This is a genomic window from Amycolatopsis sp. NPDC101161, from assembly GCF_044768185.1.
GTDB lineage: Bacteria > Actinomycetota > Actinomycetes > Mycobacteriales > Pseudonocardiaceae > Amycolatopsis.
On record NZ_JBIWPI010000006.1, the window covers coordinates 840,152 to 856,572 of the forward strand.

A 16,421-nucleotide genomic window follows, 5' to 3' on the forward strand; every position below is an offset into this window, starting at 1 on the left:
GGGTCAGTAGGTGTGGAACAGCGTGTCTTCGCCCGTGTACTCCGGCCAGCCGGGCGAACCGGTGGCGGCGAAGCGGTACCACGCGCCGTTGAGGTCGTGGGCCAGTTCCCGCGGCGCGTGCTCGCCGAGCAGACCTCGTGGCCCGGACAGCGGCCCGAGCGCGTCGAACACGAAGGGCAGTTCGAGCCCGTGGCACGCGCCCAGCGCGCCGTCGTGCAGCGGCGAGCCCCATTCGAACTCGTACCGGAAGGTCCGGCCGGCGTGGTTCTCCGCGAGGTCGCGCACGCCGTCGCGGAAGACCAGGTCGGTCAGGGCCGCCACGAGGACCTCGCCCGCGGGGCTGTCCGAGCCGAGGCCGTACCGCTCGAGCACACCGGCCGGGTCGGGGTGCGACACCGCCAGCGACGCCACGGCCTGGTCGTCGGTGACCGCGTCGAGCGCGCCGGTCGGCACCAGGTAGAGCCGCATTTCTTCGCTGCAGCTGCCGACGACCAGGTCGACGTCGCGGCCCGCGCCCGCCTTGATCGCCTTGGCCGGGTGCTGCGGCAGGACGTCGTCCCCGATCACCGGCAGGAACGGGCTGAGCCCGTACCCGCGGTCGTAGCCGAGCGCGTCGCGCAGGTCGGGCGCGCCACCCGGGCGCAGGACGGCGTCCTGGGCGTCGAGCAGCTGCTCGGTCGACACCTTCCGGAACGCCTCGGCGGTCGGTTCCACCTTCAGCTCGTCGGCGATCACCCGGGCGAGCCGGCGCGCCTGGACGCCGTCGCGCACCATGTCCGGGTGTCCACTTTGGACGATGGCACGGCGGAAAAGCCCTTGCGAGAGCGGGGAAGCGAGCAGGCAGGCGACGCTCACGGCGCCGGAGGCCGCGCCGAAAAAGGTGACGTTCCCGGGGTCGCCGCCGAACCCGGTGATGTTCTCCCGGACCCACCGCAGGGCCGCGAGCTGGTCGCGCAGCCCGAGGTTCGTCGTGCCGCCCTCCAGCGGCAGGAAGCCGTCGACGCCGAGCCGGTACTGGACGGTCACGAGCACCGCGCCGGCGTGGTTGAACGACGTGCCGTCGTAGACCGGCGCCGACCCGGTGCCACCGAGGAACGCGCCGCCGTGCACGAACACCAGCACGGGCAGGCCGGCCGCGCCGAGCCGCGGCGTCCAGACGTCGACCGTCAGGTATTCGGGACCCGGCCGCCAGCCGGCGCCGGTGAGGGGCGTCAGGTCGAGCCCGGGGACGTCGTGCCGGCGCTGCGGCGCGGTCGGCCCCGGTCTCAGCGCGTCGCGCACGTCCTCCCACGGCGGGGCCGGGACGGGTTCGGCGAAGCGCAGGTCGCCCTCGGGTGCGGCGGCGTAGGGGATGCCGCGGAACAGCGCGAAGCCGGCGGCGGTGACCTGACCGCGGACCGCGCCGGACGTGGTGGGGACGACGGGGTCGGTCATGCCGGGTGGTCCCTTCGAGGAAGATCGGGGAGAGTGCCCGACAGCCTAGGACCGGGGACGGGCCGCCGTCATGGGCGACCGTCGCGGGAGTTGTCGCGGATGGGTAACGGCGCCGGGTCCGTTGCGCCAGGTGGCCGAACGCGGGGGCGGGGGGCCCGCGCCGGGCCCCCCCCCCCCCCCCGGCTCAGTCTTCGAGCAGATCTTCGATGGTGATCGGGATGTGCCGGACCCGGATGCCGGTCGCGTTGTGCACGGCGTTGGCGACCGCCGCGGCCATGCCGACCGTGCCGATCTCGCCGAGCCCGCGCGCGCCGACCGCGTTGTGCAGCGTGTCCGGGTACTCGACGAAGTGGACGCCGACCTCCGGGATGTCGGCGTTGACCGGGAGCAGGTAGCTCGCGAAGTCGCCGTTGGCGAGCCGGCCGTTCGCCTCGATCTCCAGGCCCTCGTGCAGCGCGGCCGAGACACCCCAGATCATGCCGCCCATGATCTGGCTGCGGGCCGCCTTGTCGTTGATGATCCGGCCGGCGTCGAACACGCCGAGCATCCGCGACACGCGGGCCTCGCGCGTCCACTTGTGCACCCGGACCTCGACGAACTGGGCGCCCCACGAGGCGAAGGAGTGCTTGGTCAGCTCCTCGCCGGGTGCCGACGTGCCGGTCACCTCGAGCGATTCGCGTCCCACGGTCCGCAGCAGCTCGCCGAAGGTCATCGACTCGCCGTCGGCGAAGACGCGGCCGTCGGCGTAGGTGACCTCCCGCCCGGCGAACGGAGCGCCGGGGTCGGCGGCGAGCGCGGTCAGCTCGTCGATCGCCTTGGTGGCGGCGAGCATGATCGCCGTGCCGGCGCTCGCCGTCGCCGTCGAGCCGCCGGACATGCCACCCGGCGGGAGGGCCGAGTCGCCGAGGCGCGGGGTGATCCGGTCCGCCGGGATGTCCAGCGATTCGGCGCCCACCAGGGAGAGCACGGTCAGCAGGCCGGTGCCGGGGTCCGCGCCGCTCGTCGCGACGACGGCGGTGTCGTCCGCCCGCAGCGTGATCCCGACGGTGGCCGGGAACCGCAGGGCGGGGAACACCGCGGTGGCCACGCCCATGCCGACGAGCCAGTCGCCGTCGGTGCGCGAGCCCGCCGGGCGGTGCGCCCAGCCGAAGCGGTCCGCGCCGACGCGGAAGCACTCGTCGAGGTGCTTGCTCGACCACTGCAGGTCGTGGCCGGGCGGGGCGGTCGAGTTGTTGCGGACGCGCAGCTCGATCGGGTCCATGCCCAGCTTCTCGGCGAGCTCGTCGATCGCGCTCTCCAGCGCGAACGACCCGGGTGCCTCGCCGGGAGCCCGCATGAACGTCGTCGGCGGGACGTTCAGCGGCACGATCTTCTGGCTGATGGACAGGTTCTTCGTGGCGTACCACTCGCGCGAGGTGCCGTGCGACGTCGGTTCGACGAACGACCGGGCGGTGTCGGTGTGGCACCACGAGTCGTGCCGCAGGGCGACCAGGGTGCCGTCCGGCTCGGCGCCGAGCGTGAGCTTCTGGACCGTCGCGGCCCGGCCGGCCGTCGCGGTGAAGACCTGTTCGCGGGTGAGCGCGGCCTTCACCGGCCGGCCGAGGGCCCGGGCCGCCGCCGCGGCGAGGAACGCCGGCGTGGACGTCCGCCCCTTGCCGCCGAACGCGCCGCCGACGAACGGGTTGATCGCGTGGACGGCCTCCGGGGCCAGCTCGAGGGCCATGGAGACCTCCGCCGCCTGCATGTTCGACGCCTGGTTCCCGCTGTAGACGGTCAGCTCGCCGTCGTCCCACACCGCGACCGCGGAGTGCGGCTCCATCGCGGCGTGGTTCTGCGTCGCGGTCGTGTAGGTCGCCTCGACGACCACCGGGCTCGCGGCCAAGGCGGCATCGAAGGATTCGACGCCGTCTTCGAGCACCTCGATCTCCGGCGGTGCGCCATCCATGGCCGGGGGCGCGGGTTCGGCCGAGTCGAGGTGTTCGGCGAGCGAGGTCCGGGCGGGCCGCTCGCGGTAGGTGACCGCGACGAGGCTCGCGGCGTCGCGGGCCTGCTCGAACGTCTCCGCGACGACGAAGCCGATCGGCTGGCCGTAGTAGGTGACTTCCTTGTCCTGCAACGGGACCCACGTCTCGCCGAAGGGCGGCATGCTCGGGGTCCGCAGTGTCAGCGGGTCGAACGGCGTGTAGACCTCGAGCACGCCGGGTGCGCTCTTCGCCGCGGCGGTGTCCACGGCCTCGATCTCGCCGTGGGCGATCGTGCTGAGCACGACGTAGCCGTAGACCAGGCCGGGGAAGGTGTGGTCGGCGCCGTACTTGGCCTCGCCGGTGACCTTCAGCGGCGCGTCCAGCCGGGTGATCATCGGGAGCTCCCCTCGGTCAGTTCGAGCAGCGCGCGGACGATCGTCCGCTTGAGCAGCGACACCTTGAAACCGTTGTCCCGCAACGGCCGGGCACCGTCGGCGGCGACGGCCGCGGCGGCCCCGAACGACGCCTGCGTCGCCGGGGCGCCGCGCAGGGCGTCCTCGACGGCGGGCAGGTGCCACGGAACCGTGCCGACGCCGCCGGCCGCGACCCGCGCGTCGGCGATGACGCCGTCGCGGACGTCCAGCGCGACGGCCGCGGAGCACAGCGCGAACTCGTACGACTGCCGGTCGCGCACCTTGACGTAGGTCGAGTTCGCCGCCCAGTCCAGCCGCGGGACGACCACCTCGGTGATCAGCTCGCCGGGGCGCAGGTCGTTCTCCAGGGCGGGGGTTTCGCCGGGCAGCTGGTAGAAGTCGCGCAGGGCGACTTCGCGGGTGCCTTCGGCGTCGGCCAGCTTCAGGCGGGCGTCGAGCGCGACCAGGGCGACGGCGACGTCACTGGCGTGCGTCGCCACGCACGAGTCGCTGGTGCCGAGGATGGCGTGCATCCGGTTGGCGCCCTCGATCGCGGAGCAGCCGCTGCCGGGCTCGCGCCTGTTGCACGGCGTCGCGACGTCGCGGAAGTACGAGCAGCGGGTGCGCTGCAGCAGGTTCCCGCCGATGCTGGCCATGTTCCGGAGCTGCTGGGACGCGCTCAGCAGCAGCGCGCGCGAGATCGCCGGGTACACCTGCGGGTGCGCGGCGATGGCGCTCATCCGCTCCAGCGCGCCGAAGCGCAGGCCGTCGCTCGTGTCGATGCCGCGCAGCGGGACCTGGTTGATGTCCAGGACGTGCCGCGGCGTGAGGACGTCGAGCTTCATCAGGTCGACGAGGGTCGTGCCGCCGGCCAGGAAGGTGCCGGGCGTCGCGAGGGCGGCTTCGACGGTGGTGGGGGCGGTCAGCTCAAACGGACGCATCGGCCCGCCTCGCCTGGTCGACGGCCTTGACGATGTTCGGGTAGGCCGCGCACCGGCAGAGGTTGCCGGACATGAACTCCCGCACGTCCTCGACGTCCTGCTCGACGGCGGCGACCGCCGACATGATCTGCCCGGCGGTGCAGAACCCGCACTGCAGGGCGTCCTGGTCCACGAAAGCCTGCTGCACCGGGTGCAGCTTGTCCTCTGTGGACAGTCCTTCGACGGTGGTCACCGGCTGCCGCACGGTGGCGGCGAGCGTGAGGCACGAGAGCACGGGCCGGCCGCCGACGTGCACGGTGCAGGCGCCGCACTGGCCGCGGTCGCAGCCCTTCTTCGGTCCGGTGACGTTCAGGCGTTCGCGCAGCGCGTCGAGGAGCGTGACGCCGGGATCGACGTCCAGGTATTCGGTACTGCCGTTCACTTCGAGTGAGATTTCCACTGGTCTCTTTCCGCAGCTCGTCCGGTTCGGTGCCTGACGGTGGTGGTGGCGGCGAACAAGGGGAGCGGATAGTCATCCGCTTCACCCGTTCGCGAGGCTAGCGGATTACAATCCGCTTCGCAACGAAGCGGTCACGCTGGAGTTGCTCCAGGTCTGGGTTAGATTCGGCGGACGACAACTTCGGTGGACGGGAGGGACGATGACGACGGGTTCGGTCAGCCCCCGGCGCGCGGACACCCGGCGCAACCACGAGCGCATCCTCGTCGCAGCCGGGGAGTCGCTGGCCCGGACGGGCGAGGTCTCGTTCAACGCGATCGCGAAGCAGGCCGAGGTCGGTGTCGGCACGGTGTACCGGCACTTCCCGACGCCCGAGGCACTGATCCTCGCGGTCTACCAGCGCGAGGTGCGGCACATCGTCGACATCGTGCCGGTGCTGCTGGAGAAGCACGGGCCGGACGAGGCGTTCCGGGTGTGGGTGACCGACCACCTGGCGCACTACATGATGACGAAGAAGGGGCTGGCCGACGCCCTGCGCCGCGCGACGGCGTCCCGCGGCGAGCTGCCGGCGAGCGCGTACGAGGCCATGATCGGCGCGATGGCGGCGCTGCTGAAGGCGAACGCGGCGGCCGGCACGGTGCGCCCGGACCTCGACCCGGTGGTGGTGCTGCGCGGGCTGGCGGGCCTGCTGCTGCTCGACCCGGGTGGCGACTGGCGCGGCGAAGCGGCGAGCTTGGCCGATCTGCTCTGGCACGGGATGGCCCGCTAGGCGGTTTCGTCCAGCCGGACGGTCACCGTGACGCGGCCCTTCTCGTCGCGCCGGGCGACGGCGTGGCCGGTGCGTTCGGCCTCGTCGAGTTCGAGGGTCAGCGGGCCGCCGTCACCGGTGAAGTTGCGCCACCACGACTTGGCGTCGGGCAGCCGCACGCCGATGGTGACGACGTCCCCGGCCCGCCGGTAGCCGACGGGGGTGCTGAAGGTGCGGCCCGATCGCCGGCCGGTGTAGGTGACCTGGGTGAGGTGCCGGCGGACCAGGCGTCCCCACCGCGGCGACGTCCGGAGCGAGCCGACGCAGCCGTTGACGCGGTCGACGGTGTTCTTCGGGAGCGGGCCTCGATACCCCATGGCGGTCTCCTTCGCCGGTGCTGCCGCCACCGTACCGGAAAACGGAGAGAGGTGTTCCGGTTCCGGGTGGGGTCAGCTCGACGTGGGGAAGGTGAACGCCGAGGTGCTCGTGTGCGGCCAGCGCGTCGTGACCACCTTCGCGCGGGTGTAGAACCGCACCCCGTCCGGGCCGTGGATCGGGCTGTCGCCGATGAGCGAGTCCTTCCAGCCGCCGAAGGAGTAGTACGACATCGGGACCGGGATCGGCACATTGACGCCGATCATGCCGACCTTGACCTCGCGCTGGAACTTGCGCGCCGCCTCGCCGCTGCCGGTGAAGATCGCCGTTCCGTTGCCGTACGGGTTGGCGTTGATGATCGCGATCGCCTCGTCCACCGTCTGCGCGCGGACGACCGCCAGCACCGGGCCGAAGATCTCCTCCCGGTACGCGGCCATCTCGGTCGTCACGTTGTCCAGCAGGGACGGTCCGACGAAGAAGCCCTCCTCGTACCCGTCGACCCGCAGGCCGCGGCCGTCGACCACGACCGAAGCGCCCTGTTCGGCACCGCCGGCGACGGCGTTCACCACGCGCTCGCGGGCGGCCTCGGTGACGACCGGGCCCATGTCGCTGGCCGGGTCCGAGCCGGGGCCGACCTTCACCTCGCGGGCCTTGCGCTCGAGGATCTCGACGAGCCGGTCGCCCGCCGCGCCGACGGCCACGCCGACCGAGATCGCCATGCACCGCTGGCCGGCCGAGCCGAACGCGGCCGCCGTGAGGTGGTTCGCCGCGTACTCCAGGTCGGCGTCGGGCAGGACCACCGCGTGGTTCTTCGCCCCGCCGAGTGCCTGGACGCGCTTGCCGGCCGCCGTCCCGCGTTCGTGCACGTACCGGGCGATCGGGGTCGAGCCCACGAACGACACCGCCGCGATGTCCGGGTGGTCCAGGAGCGCGTCGACCGCGGTCTTGTCGCCGTGCACGACGTTGAACACGCCCTCCGGCAGACCGGCCTCCGCGTAGAGCCGCGCCACGAAGTTCGACACGGACGGGTCGCGCTCGCTCGGCTTGAGGACGAACGTGTTGCCGGTCGCGATGGCGATCGGGTGCATCCACAACGGCACCATGATCGGGAAGTTGAACGGCGTGATCCCGGCGACCACGCCGAGGGGCTGCCGGAAGTTGTGCACGTCCACGTCACGCGAGACCTGGTCGGAGAAGCTGCCCTTGAGCGCGTCGGCGATACCGCAGGCGTACTCGACGACCTCGCGGCCGCGCACGATCTCGCCGCGGGCGTCGTCGACGACCTTGCCGTGCTCGCTGGAGATGATCCGCGCGAGCTCGTCCTCGTGCCGCACCAGCAGCTCGCGGAAGGCGAACATCACCTTGGTGCGCTGGGACAGCGAGGAGTCGCCCCACGACTCGAAAGCCTTGCTCGCGGCCGCGACCGCGGTGTCCACATCGGACGTCTCCGCCAGCAGGACCTCGGCCTGCTGCTTCCCGGTGGCCGGGTCGAAGACCGGCGCCGTTCGGGTGGAGCCCGCGGCCGTGGCGGTGCCGTTGATCCAGTGTTCGATGGTGTTCACGGTGCTCCTACAGGTAGTGGCGCTGAGCCTGCTCGGCCGATTTCACAGCAGGCCCACCGCGGTGTCGACGGCCTTGGCGACGTCCCCGTCGTGCGGGTAGAGCAGCGACCGCCCGACGACCAGGCCCTGCACGGTCGGCTGGGTCAAGGCGCGCTGCCAGGCGGCGAACGCGGCGTCCGGGTTCTTGACCTCGCCGCCGAGCAGCACCGCCGGCAGCGTCGAGGACGCGAGCACGCGCTCCATGTCGTCCACCACGGGCAGCTTGAGCCAGGTGTAGGCCGACGACCGGCCGAGCCCGGCGGCGATCGTGATCGACTTGATGACGGCGTCGGGGGAGAGGTCGTTCTTGATCCGCCCATCGGTCCGGACCGACAGGAACGGCTCGACCAGCGCGATCAGCTTGCGGTCGGCGAGGTCGTTGATCGCTTTCGCGGTGTTTTCCAGGACGCTCGGCGTCGCCGGGTCGTCGAGGCAGATCCGGGTGAGGGTCTTGCCGCCGTCGAACCGCATCCGCTCGATCGCCTCGGCGTCGTAGCAGGCGAACCGGTCGTCGATCTCGAAGCTCGACCCGGCCAGGCCGGTCCGGTTCATCGACCCGATCACGGTCTTGCCATCCAGGACGCCGAGCAGCAGCAGGTCGTCGATGATGTCCGCGGTCGCCAGCACGCCGGTGACGCCCGGGCGGTCCAGCGCGAGGCACAGTCGCTCCAGCAGTTCGCCCCGGTTCGCCATCGCCGTCGGGTTGCCGCCGACCGCGTTGGCACCGCGCGCGGGGTGGTCCGCGGCGATGATCATCGTCCGGCCCTTGTCGTTGAACGGCGACTCAGCCTGGACCCGGTTCGCGGCCGCCTCCGCGATCGCTTCCGGGTCGTGCACCCGTTTGGCGACGAGGCGCCGCAGCACGTCGGTCGCGAACCGCGTGGTCATCGGTGTCCTCCCGGGAGAGCTTCGGCTGGTCCGAGATCAACACTGCCAGCGGCCGGAAACTTTGTCAAGACATATGGACATCAAGTCATCCCTACCGGAGCCGGTTTGGCGCTAGGATTCGGCAATGAGCACTCCGCCACCCTCGGAGCCCCGCATCGACGCGAGGTACTTCCCGGCCGCCTGGGACCCCGGCCGGGAGATAGTGGTGGACCCGAGCAGCCCCGAGCCGCTGTACCACCAGGTCTCCCAGCAGCTGCAGCGCGCGATCGAGGACGGCAGGCTCCCGGCGGGCGCCCGGCTGGGCAACGAGGTGGACCTGGCGGCGAACCTGCGGCTGTCGCGGCCGACCCTCCGGCAGGCGATCCAGACGCTGGTCAACCAGGGCCTGCTCGTGCGCCGCCGCGGCGTCGGCACCCAGGTCGTCCGGACGAAGGTGGCGCGCCCGCTGCGGCTGAGCAGCCTGTTCGACGACCTCGCCGGGCTCGGCGGCAAGCCGGAGTCGGTGGTGCTGGCCAACAGCGTGGAGGAGGCCGGCGCCGACGTGGCCGAGCTGCTGGAGGCCCCGGGCCTGACCCGCGTGCGGCGGCTGACCCGCATCCGTTCGTCGGACGGCGAGCCGCTGGCGCTGATGAACAACTACCTGCCCGACGGCGTCATCGACCCGACGGATGCCGAGCTGCGCGAAAAAGGCCTCTACCAGCTGCTGCGTTCGGCGGGGGTGCGCCTGCACGCGGCGGAGCAGAACATCGGCGCCCGGCTGGCGACCGAGGAGGACGCGGAGCTGCTGGGCGAGGAGCCGGGAGCGGCGCTGCTGACGATGCAGCGCACGACGTACGACGATTCGGGCCGCGTGGTCGAGTACGGCTGGCACGTCTACCGCGCGTCGCGGTACTCATTCAACTTGGCTCTGACGAACGGTTCCCCATAGCGCTCGGAATGGGCACGCACCCCCTAAGGGGCTCGTGGCACGGCGCCGGCGGCCGGTAGACATACCGGACCAATCCGGTCCCGACTCCCGAACGAGGAGACCACCATGGCCCCACGCCGGCCGGTTGTCCGCGGCCTGATCCTCGCCCTGGTCGTGCTCTGCCTGGCGCCGGTCCCGGCCGCGGTGGCGGTGACCGGACCGAAGTACGCGGCCGCCGGCCTGCACCGGCCGGTCGACCTGCTCGTCGACAAGTGGGGCGTGCCGCACATCTACGCGGCCGACACCAGCGACCTCTTCTTCGCCCAGGGCTTCAACATCGCCAAGGACCGGCTGTTCCAGATCGACACCTGGCGCCGCCGCGGGCTCGGCACGCTCAGCGAGGTGCTCGGTCCGTCCTATGTGGAGCAGGACCGGGCCGCCCGGCTGTTCCTCTACCGCGGCGACATGGACGCCGAGTGGGCGTCCTACGGTCCGGAGGGCCGGCTGGCCGCCACGCGGTTCGCCGAAGGCATCAACTCCTACCTCGATTGGCTGGGGCGCAACCCTTCCGCCGTCCCGCCGGAGTTCGGCAAGCTCGGCTACCAGCCCGCGCGCTGGCGCCCGCAGGACGTCGTGCGGATCCGCACGCACGCCATCGGCGAGAACCTGATGTGGGAGGTCGCCCGCGCGAAGCTGGTCTGCCTGGCCGGCCCCGGCGCGAGCCGCTACTTCCGCGCCCTCTACCCCGCGCACGAGGCGGCGGTGCCCGCCGGGCTCGACCCGTGTTCGGTGCCGGACGACGTGCTCAAGGTGTACAACCTCGCGACCGCCGCGGTGAACTTCACCGGCAGCGGTTTCCAGACCAAGGACATCGCCGACGCCACGTCCGGCAGCAACGCCTGGACCATCGGGCCGAGCCGGACGGCGTCGGGCCGCCCGATCCTGGCCAACGACCCGCACCGCGGCGCGGACGCCCTGCCCTCGGGCCGGTACGTTGCGCAGCTGTCGGCGCCGGGGCTGAACCTCGCCGGCGCGGGTGAGCCGTGGAACCCGGGGATCGCCATCGGGCACAACGAGAACATCGCGTTCGGCCTGACCAACCTGCCGATCGACCAGACCGACCTCTACGTCTACGAGCTCGACCCGAACGACCCCACCCGCTACCGCTACGGCAACGGCTGGGAAAAGATGACCACGGTGACCGAGCCCATCCCGGTGCGCGGCGGCGCGCCGGTCGCAGGGGAGTTGTCCTTCACCCGGCACGGCCCGGTCGTCAAGGTCGACGCGGCGGCGCACCGGGCGTTCGCGGTCCGCACGGCGTGGACGCAGCCGGGCAGCTCGGCCTACCTGGGCAGCCTGAACTACCAGCGCGCGACGAACTTCGGCGAGTTCACCGCGGGCATGCGCAACTGGGGCACGCCGGGCTCCAACCTGGCTTACGCCGACGTGCGCGGCAACATCGGTTACGTCCCGGCGGGCCTGACGCCGCGCCGCACCGGCGCCGGCTACGACGGCCTGCTGCCCGTCCCCGGCGACGGGCGCTACGACTGGAACGGCTTCTACGCCAACAGCGAGCTGCCGGGGCAGTACAACCCGTCGTCCGGCTTCTTCGCTTCGGCCAACGACTACAACATCCCACCGGGCTGGCCGGTGGTGTCCAACTACGAGTGGCAGCTGCCGTACCGCAAGCAGCGCATCGACGAGCTGATCCAGTCCCGCCCGGGCGCGACGGTCGCCGATTCCCTCGCGCTGCAGAAGGACGAGAAGTCGCTGGTGGCCACGCAGATCCTCGACTTCGTGCGGGGTCTGTCCTCATCGGACCCGGACACCGCGCAGGCGCTCGCGCTGCTCCGGGGCTACGACGGCGTGGCATCGGTGGATTCCCCGGGTGCGGCGCTGTTCGAGACGTGGATCATGAAGTACCTGCACTGGGCGTGGGCGCACGCGGTGCTCCCGAAGGCCGCGGCGGACGCGCTGGTGCAGACCATCAACCCGGACTTCAGCCTGGTCATCGCGTCGTTCAAGGACCCGGCAGCCTGGCTGGGCCCGGACGGCGCAACGGTGCGCGACAAGCTGATCCTGGACACGCTGCCCCTGGCGTTCCGCGACGTGGCGGCCAAGCTGGGAACGGACACCTCGACGTGGCACTGGGGTTCGCTGCACTACCAGGAGTTCGTCCACCCGCTGGGCGGCCCGAACGTGGGCCCCACCCCGGTCGGCGGCTCGTACCACACGATCCACCCGTCGTTCTTCCACCCGCTGACGTACCAGCAGATCATCGGGGCAACGTTCAAGATGGCGCTGGACGTAGGCAATTGGAACGGTTCGGCGGCGATCAACGCGCCTGGGCAGTCGGGGGATCCGCGGAGTCCGCACTACAGCGATTTGAACGCGCTTTGGGCTTCGGGCGGGTCGTTCCCGTTGTTGTACAGTCGTAGCGAGGTTGAGCGGAACCTCGACGTCCGGATCCGCTTGGAACCGGCGTAGGCGACGGCAGACCGGGGTCTGACGGCTCGCCGGCTAGTGCTGTGGACTGCTTTCATTGCCCCACAACTGGTCCCAGGCACCGCGGGCGCGATCCATCCACGACGGCTCGCGCTGGCCGGGGTAGGTGGCTCCACCGAGCGCGCGCCCCGGTAGCCGGCCAGGTGTCGCAACACCTGTGCGATGCCGTCGTTGCCGATATCGATGCACCCTGATGACCCGCTCAACGAGCCTCCATGCAGGTAAAAGCCGCTGCGGCGGGCCGTGTTCCCGCATCCGCGAGGAGCGGGGGTGATGTGAGTGGGGTGCAGCGGCGACCGGCCCGCACCCCAGTCGCCGCCGTGCAGGGGAGCACCGAACGGGTCGGTGAAGGAGCCACCGCCGATCATCCGCAGCTGTTCGGCACGGTCGAACAGACCGAACTCGGCCGCCGTGAACTGAAACGTGCCCTCCGGGATGGCGCCGAAGTCCGTGATTCCGACGTACCTGGGGTTGTTCTTGTAAGACTCGCTGGTCGCGCCACGGCACATGCGGGCGTCACCCGAGCGCACACTGACAGGACGTCCGGACACCGCCTCCACTTCCATCAGGAGGGCACTTCCCGCGTGCAGGCGGAACACACGTCCGTCGAACTCGGCCGTGATCGACCGATGCGGACTCCGCACTCCGGCCGGCTGCTGGAACCGGGTGCCGATTCTCGGCGCGCCGTGGCGTTGCCGCTGGACGTGCAACACGGTTGCGTTGTTGCGCAGGCGTGGATGGGGCCGGTCATCTTCCCTTCGAACGTGCCTGACCGCGGAGAAGGTTGATCTTCTGGCGCTCCCTGGACGAATGTGCTCGCATGGTGAGATTGCCGGGATTGCGGCGGTCGTAGTCCCGTAGCAGAGAATGCAATCCGGGAACCTTCTCCTTAGGCATCAACGTCCACACCCTCGGCTTTATAGGCTCGTCCATCTGCTTCGGTAGGGTTTCTTTGATGAATTCGAGAATGCTATCGAGATTTGCCAACAGGGCCTCTGATGCATTTAAAGAGTCAATACTTTCGGAGATTCGTCGCAACCCGGCGTCGAATGTATCATCGCCGTTGTCGACCCGAAACACGTCGAGTGGGTTCGCGGCAAGGTCTTGTCTTGGTCTAGTCTGAGACGATCTGGATTTTATTGGGCGAACCGCTATGAGGGTGGCGATTGCAATCGCTGGCGGTAAGGCGGTCGCAACGGGATCGCCCGTTGTGCTATTCGACCAATACTGAGGTGCAATGGCAAGGTATGCAAGAGTGATGACGGCGATCGCGGAGAACATGAGTCGTATTGGGGTCGATCGGGCGCGTCGCACTGCGCGCTTTATTTGCTCCGATAAGGGATGCATTGCCGGGTTGCGCATGACCCGCAGCTGTGGCAGCAAAAGCAGGCGCGCCGTGGTGTTCGGCGGGGCTGTCGCCGCGTGGGCGAGCATTGCGGGTGGCCAAGTGGTGAGCCATAACAAGATCGCGCTTCCTGTGGCGTCCTTGATCTGAGCTGTAATGATCTCGTGGATGAAGGAAATAGCGGCGGCGAGGCTGCCGATTGCAGCAAATAGTCCGACCATTCCGGCAACGGCGATGCCGCAGACGCGAAAGATCCTAGTGACGGCTTCGGGATGTGGTATCACAGAAAGCATGAGAAAGCTTGCTGCTACGGTTGCTATGACCGAATCGAAAACCAGCGTGTCAGGATGGAGATTTTGGATTGCTGAACGGGTCGTCAGTGCGATGATGCCTAGCGCCATCAGTTGGCCGATGCGCAGTATCCATCGCATCCGTCCGGGAAGCGAGTCAGCCGAAATGCTTCGGGTGGCTCCAAAAAGAACGTGGTGGATCCGATGAGGCTTGGCAGCCTCGCGCAACAGCCACAGTTGGCCGGGGCCGCTCATCCTTTGGTAGGCTTTTGGAGAGGCTGCGAGCTGTATTACCAGCCGGTCAGTGAGACCAGTCTCGTCTTCGAGTCCGATAATATAGTCAGTGACTGCTGCGGCGACTTCCCGTGATGTCAACGGGAGTAGGTCGATGGCGTCGGCTCGGTCACGATTGGCGCCTGCTGCGATCGCGGTGAGGACCAAGATATCGACTTCGGCCATGAGCGTGTTAGCTCGCGGACCAGTCCCGTCGATGAAGCCGTCACAGAGCAAAGTAAGTAACGCGAGTGAAGCCGGCCTCCAGTTGAAGCTGCCGGGTATCGGCAGGTCGCTGTTGCCAGTCAGAGACTCGGTGTTCTTGACGAGGTGCTCCAGTGAATCGATATCCTTGGCCAGCCGTGCCCGGATAACCTCCATGACCTTCTCTTGCAGAACACCGGCATCGGCACGTAGTGCCGCGACGACCACCGGGTGCCAGCGTGGGTCGTCCAGGAGTGGTTCGACTTCGAATTCTACCGCGATTCCGCACAGGTACCTTCCGGCCAGATGGTGGTGGATTACCGTATGGGCGAATCGGAAACCTATTGCACTCATTCGGCCAAGACCGGCATGGGTCAGCGCCTCGGCGATCCGGATGTCCGGGTTCACCTCACGCGGTTCATCGATCGTGAGAAAGGCCAGCTCGCTCGCGTCAGCGATGACGGAGTCCTCTCTGAGCAGTGTCACGATGATGTTGTCGAGCACCTGGTGCCGCGTACTGCCCAGCTCATCACTCGTCAACGAGTTACCCAGCAGGCAGAGTAGCAAAGGGTTGGTCGCGATGTCGCTGATGCGGGGGTCCTGCCGCAGCCGCTGGAGGACACCAGAGTGCGGGTGCCCGGTGGCGTTGAGCAAATGCCATTGCTGCTGCAGTGTAAGCGGTGCCATCGCGAAGGATGGCTTATCGGGCACCGAGGTGCGAGTGGCCACGATCGCGCAATCGTTACGGCTCACGATGAAGTTTTGGACCGCTTGGACGTACTGCTGGACTTGTGCCGGGCTGAGCTCTTCTCGGAGATCGAACACAAACAGCCACGGTGGCCGAGCCGATGTTTGCTCGAGGTACGGGGCTAGCTGGTCCGCCAGGTCTCGCACCGAGGCCTTGAGGTGCTCCTTAATCGTGCCTTCGCTTACTCGTCTGTCGTGCGGCAGATCTTCGACATGCACTTCGACATAAAAAGCCAGCCGACGTGGCCGTCTCGTAGCTCTCTGACTCACGTCTACGACGATGGACCGCAGTCCGACGGTCTTGCCGGATCCGGCCGGCCCCGTCAGGATGACGAGCTTGCCCGGCGGCCTGCGCCCCAGCCGCTGCAGTGTGCTCCGCCTTCTGCTGATGACATCGAGCTGGACTGGCTTGTCGATGCGTCCTGTCCGATCCGGTGGGTACGCTATCCCCTGCATGACGGACGCTATCGCATCCCACAGCCCCTGATGCGGTCCCCGGGTGCGTATCACTATGACCACGCCCGTGCCGCCAATGAGAAGTCCGCACGTAGCAATGCCTCCAAGTACGGCGGAACCGGCGGACAGTACAGGCACGTGTTGACTCACTGACGAGGCGACAGCACCTGCGATGGTAAGAAAGCCAAGCAACCCAAGGCTGTAGCCAACAAATAGCCTCGGGGACGGATGGCCGCTTAAGGTCAGAAGCAGACCAAGGATTCCCGTAAAACCGGATACCACACTGATCAAGCCAGGTAAAGTCTCCAGCACATCCAGTGGCACGACATCACCTCCGTCGGACTCGTGGGAGTCGTCGACAATACTAAGGCTTGTTGCAGACGTCGTGGGAGCGATTCGTTGGTCGCGTGGTGGCGCTCTCGTTCATGGCTGCCACGGTTGAACGCACGCCGGACGCGAATGACCGTTTCGTGGACCCCGCACATCGAACGCGGGTGAAGTTGGGAGTTAAGTTGCTGGGGCTCTCTGGGCAAGGTTGACACCTCGCCGGTGATGCCTCCGCCTCACCCATGCGACCATCGCCAACTTCGTCTCGAACCTGGTCGGCCCGGACCAGTCGAGTTCTGGCAAGCGCGCAGCCGCGCATCGTGTTCCGGTCTGCGGGCAGCGAGACGATCATGTCGATGGTTCGCTCCGGGACAGGGCTCGCCGTTCTGCCCTGACTGGCGATTCACCACGGCGCCTGCCGCTCCTGTGGCGCGATCCACCGGCCTGAAGGTGGCCGGATCTGCTCGTCCACGAGCTCGTCCCCACGCCCACTCGCGCGATCCACCTTTACCGGACGCCCGGACACGGCGGTCGGTCACTGCTCGCTGCCCCCGCCGTCGAGGTCGC

Annotated in this window: 11 protein-coding genes; 3 read left to right on the forward strand and 8 right to left on the reverse strand. The window is 69.1% G+C overall.

The features are described from left to right. Nucleotides 1–3: 3 nt before the first annotated feature. The 4 genes from ACIRSS_RS42150 to ACIRSS_RS42165 form a co-directional block, all read right to left on the reverse strand. Complete coding sequence (locus ACIRSS_RS42150) at nt 4–1,434, reverse strand: carboxylesterase/lipase family protein (protein WP_400905527.1); 1,431 nt, start codon at nt 1,432–1,434, stop codon at nt 4–6. A 184-nt stretch (nt 1,435–1,618) separates the two neighbouring features. Next, complete coding sequence (locus tag ACIRSS_RS42155) at nt 1,619–3,793, reverse strand: xanthine dehydrogenase family protein molybdopterin-binding subunit (protein ID WP_400905530.1); 2,175 nt, start codon at nt 3,791–3,793, stop codon at nt 1,619–1,621. Further along, the gene (locus ACIRSS_RS42160) at nt 3,790–4,752 is read right to left on the reverse strand and encodes an FAD binding domain-containing protein (protein WP_400905534.1); all 963 of its coding nucleotides are present in this window, start codon (nt 4,750–4,752) and stop codon (nt 3,790–3,792) included. Before ACIRSS_RS42160 ends, ACIRSS_RS42155 begins: the two co-directional genes overlap by 4 nt. Continuing rightward, complete coding sequence (locus ACIRSS_RS42165) at nt 4,739–5,191, reverse strand: (2Fe-2S)-binding protein (RefSeq protein WP_400905536.1); 453 nt, start codon at nt 5,189–5,191, stop codon at nt 4,739–4,741. Before ACIRSS_RS42165 ends, ACIRSS_RS42160 begins: the two co-directional genes overlap by 14 nt. A gap of 199 nt (nt 5,192–5,390) precedes the next feature. On the opposite strand from ACIRSS_RS42165, the gene ACIRSS_RS42170 reads away from it, so the two are divergent. Beyond that, nucleotides 5,391–5,957, forward strand: coding sequence for a TetR/AcrR family transcriptional regulator (locus ACIRSS_RS42170; protein WP_400905539.1), 567 nt, complete (start codon nt 5,391–5,393; stop codon nt 5,955–5,957). Here ACIRSS_RS42170 and ACIRSS_RS42175 read toward each other — a convergent pair. The 3 genes from ACIRSS_RS42175 to ACIRSS_RS42185 all read right to left on the reverse strand — a co-directional run bounded on the left by ACIRSS_RS42175 (nt 5,954) and on the right by ACIRSS_RS42185 (nt 8,800). Further along, nucleotides 5,954–6,313: a hypothetical protein gene (locus tag ACIRSS_RS42175; protein WP_400905542.1), complete on the reverse strand. Its 360-nt coding sequence runs from the start codon at nt 6,311–6,313 to the stop codon at nt 5,954–5,956. The two genes, ACIRSS_RS42170 and ACIRSS_RS42175, sit on opposite strands and share 4 nt — an antisense overlap. A gap of 72 nt (nt 6,314–6,385) precedes the next feature. Next, nucleotides 6,386–7,873 carry a CoA-acylating methylmalonate-semialdehyde dehydrogenase gene (locus ACIRSS_RS42180; RefSeq protein WP_400905545.1) on the reverse strand — a complete coding sequence of 496 codons (1,488 nt, stop codon included), beginning with the start codon at nt 7,871–7,873 and terminating at the stop codon, nt 6,386–6,388. Between the two features lie 42 nt (nt 7,874–7,915). After that, nucleotides 7,916–8,800: an aldolase gene (locus tag ACIRSS_RS42185; protein ID WP_400905549.1), complete on the reverse strand. Its 885-nt coding sequence runs from the start codon at nt 8,798–8,800 to the stop codon at nt 7,916–7,918. 124 nt (nt 8,801–8,924) lie between these two features. Between ACIRSS_RS42185 and ACIRSS_RS42190 the strand changes: the two genes are divergently transcribed. Together ACIRSS_RS42190 and ACIRSS_RS42195 are read left to right on the forward strand one after the other, a co-directional pair. After that, the gene (locus ACIRSS_RS42190) at nt 8,925–9,728 is read left to right on the forward strand and encodes a GntR family transcriptional regulator (RefSeq protein ID WP_400905552.1); all 804 of its coding nucleotides are present in this window, start codon (nt 8,925–8,927) and stop codon (nt 9,726–9,728) included. 105 nt (nt 9,729–9,833) lie between these two features. After that, on the forward strand, nt 9,834–12,194 hold the full coding sequence (locus ACIRSS_RS42195) for a penicillin acylase family protein (RefSeq protein WP_400905555.1): 2,361 nt from the start codon (nt 9,834–9,836) through the stop codon (nt 12,192–12,194). Between the two features lie 765 nt (nt 12,195–12,959). Here the strand turns inward: ACIRSS_RS42195 and ACIRSS_RS42200 are convergent. Then, nucleotides 12,960–15,851 carry a hypothetical protein gene (locus ACIRSS_RS42200; protein ID WP_400905558.1) on the reverse strand — a complete coding sequence of 964 codons (2,892 nt, stop codon included), beginning with the start codon at nt 15,849–15,851 and terminating at the stop codon, nt 12,960–12,962. Nucleotides 15,852–16,421: the final 570 nt, after the last annotated feature.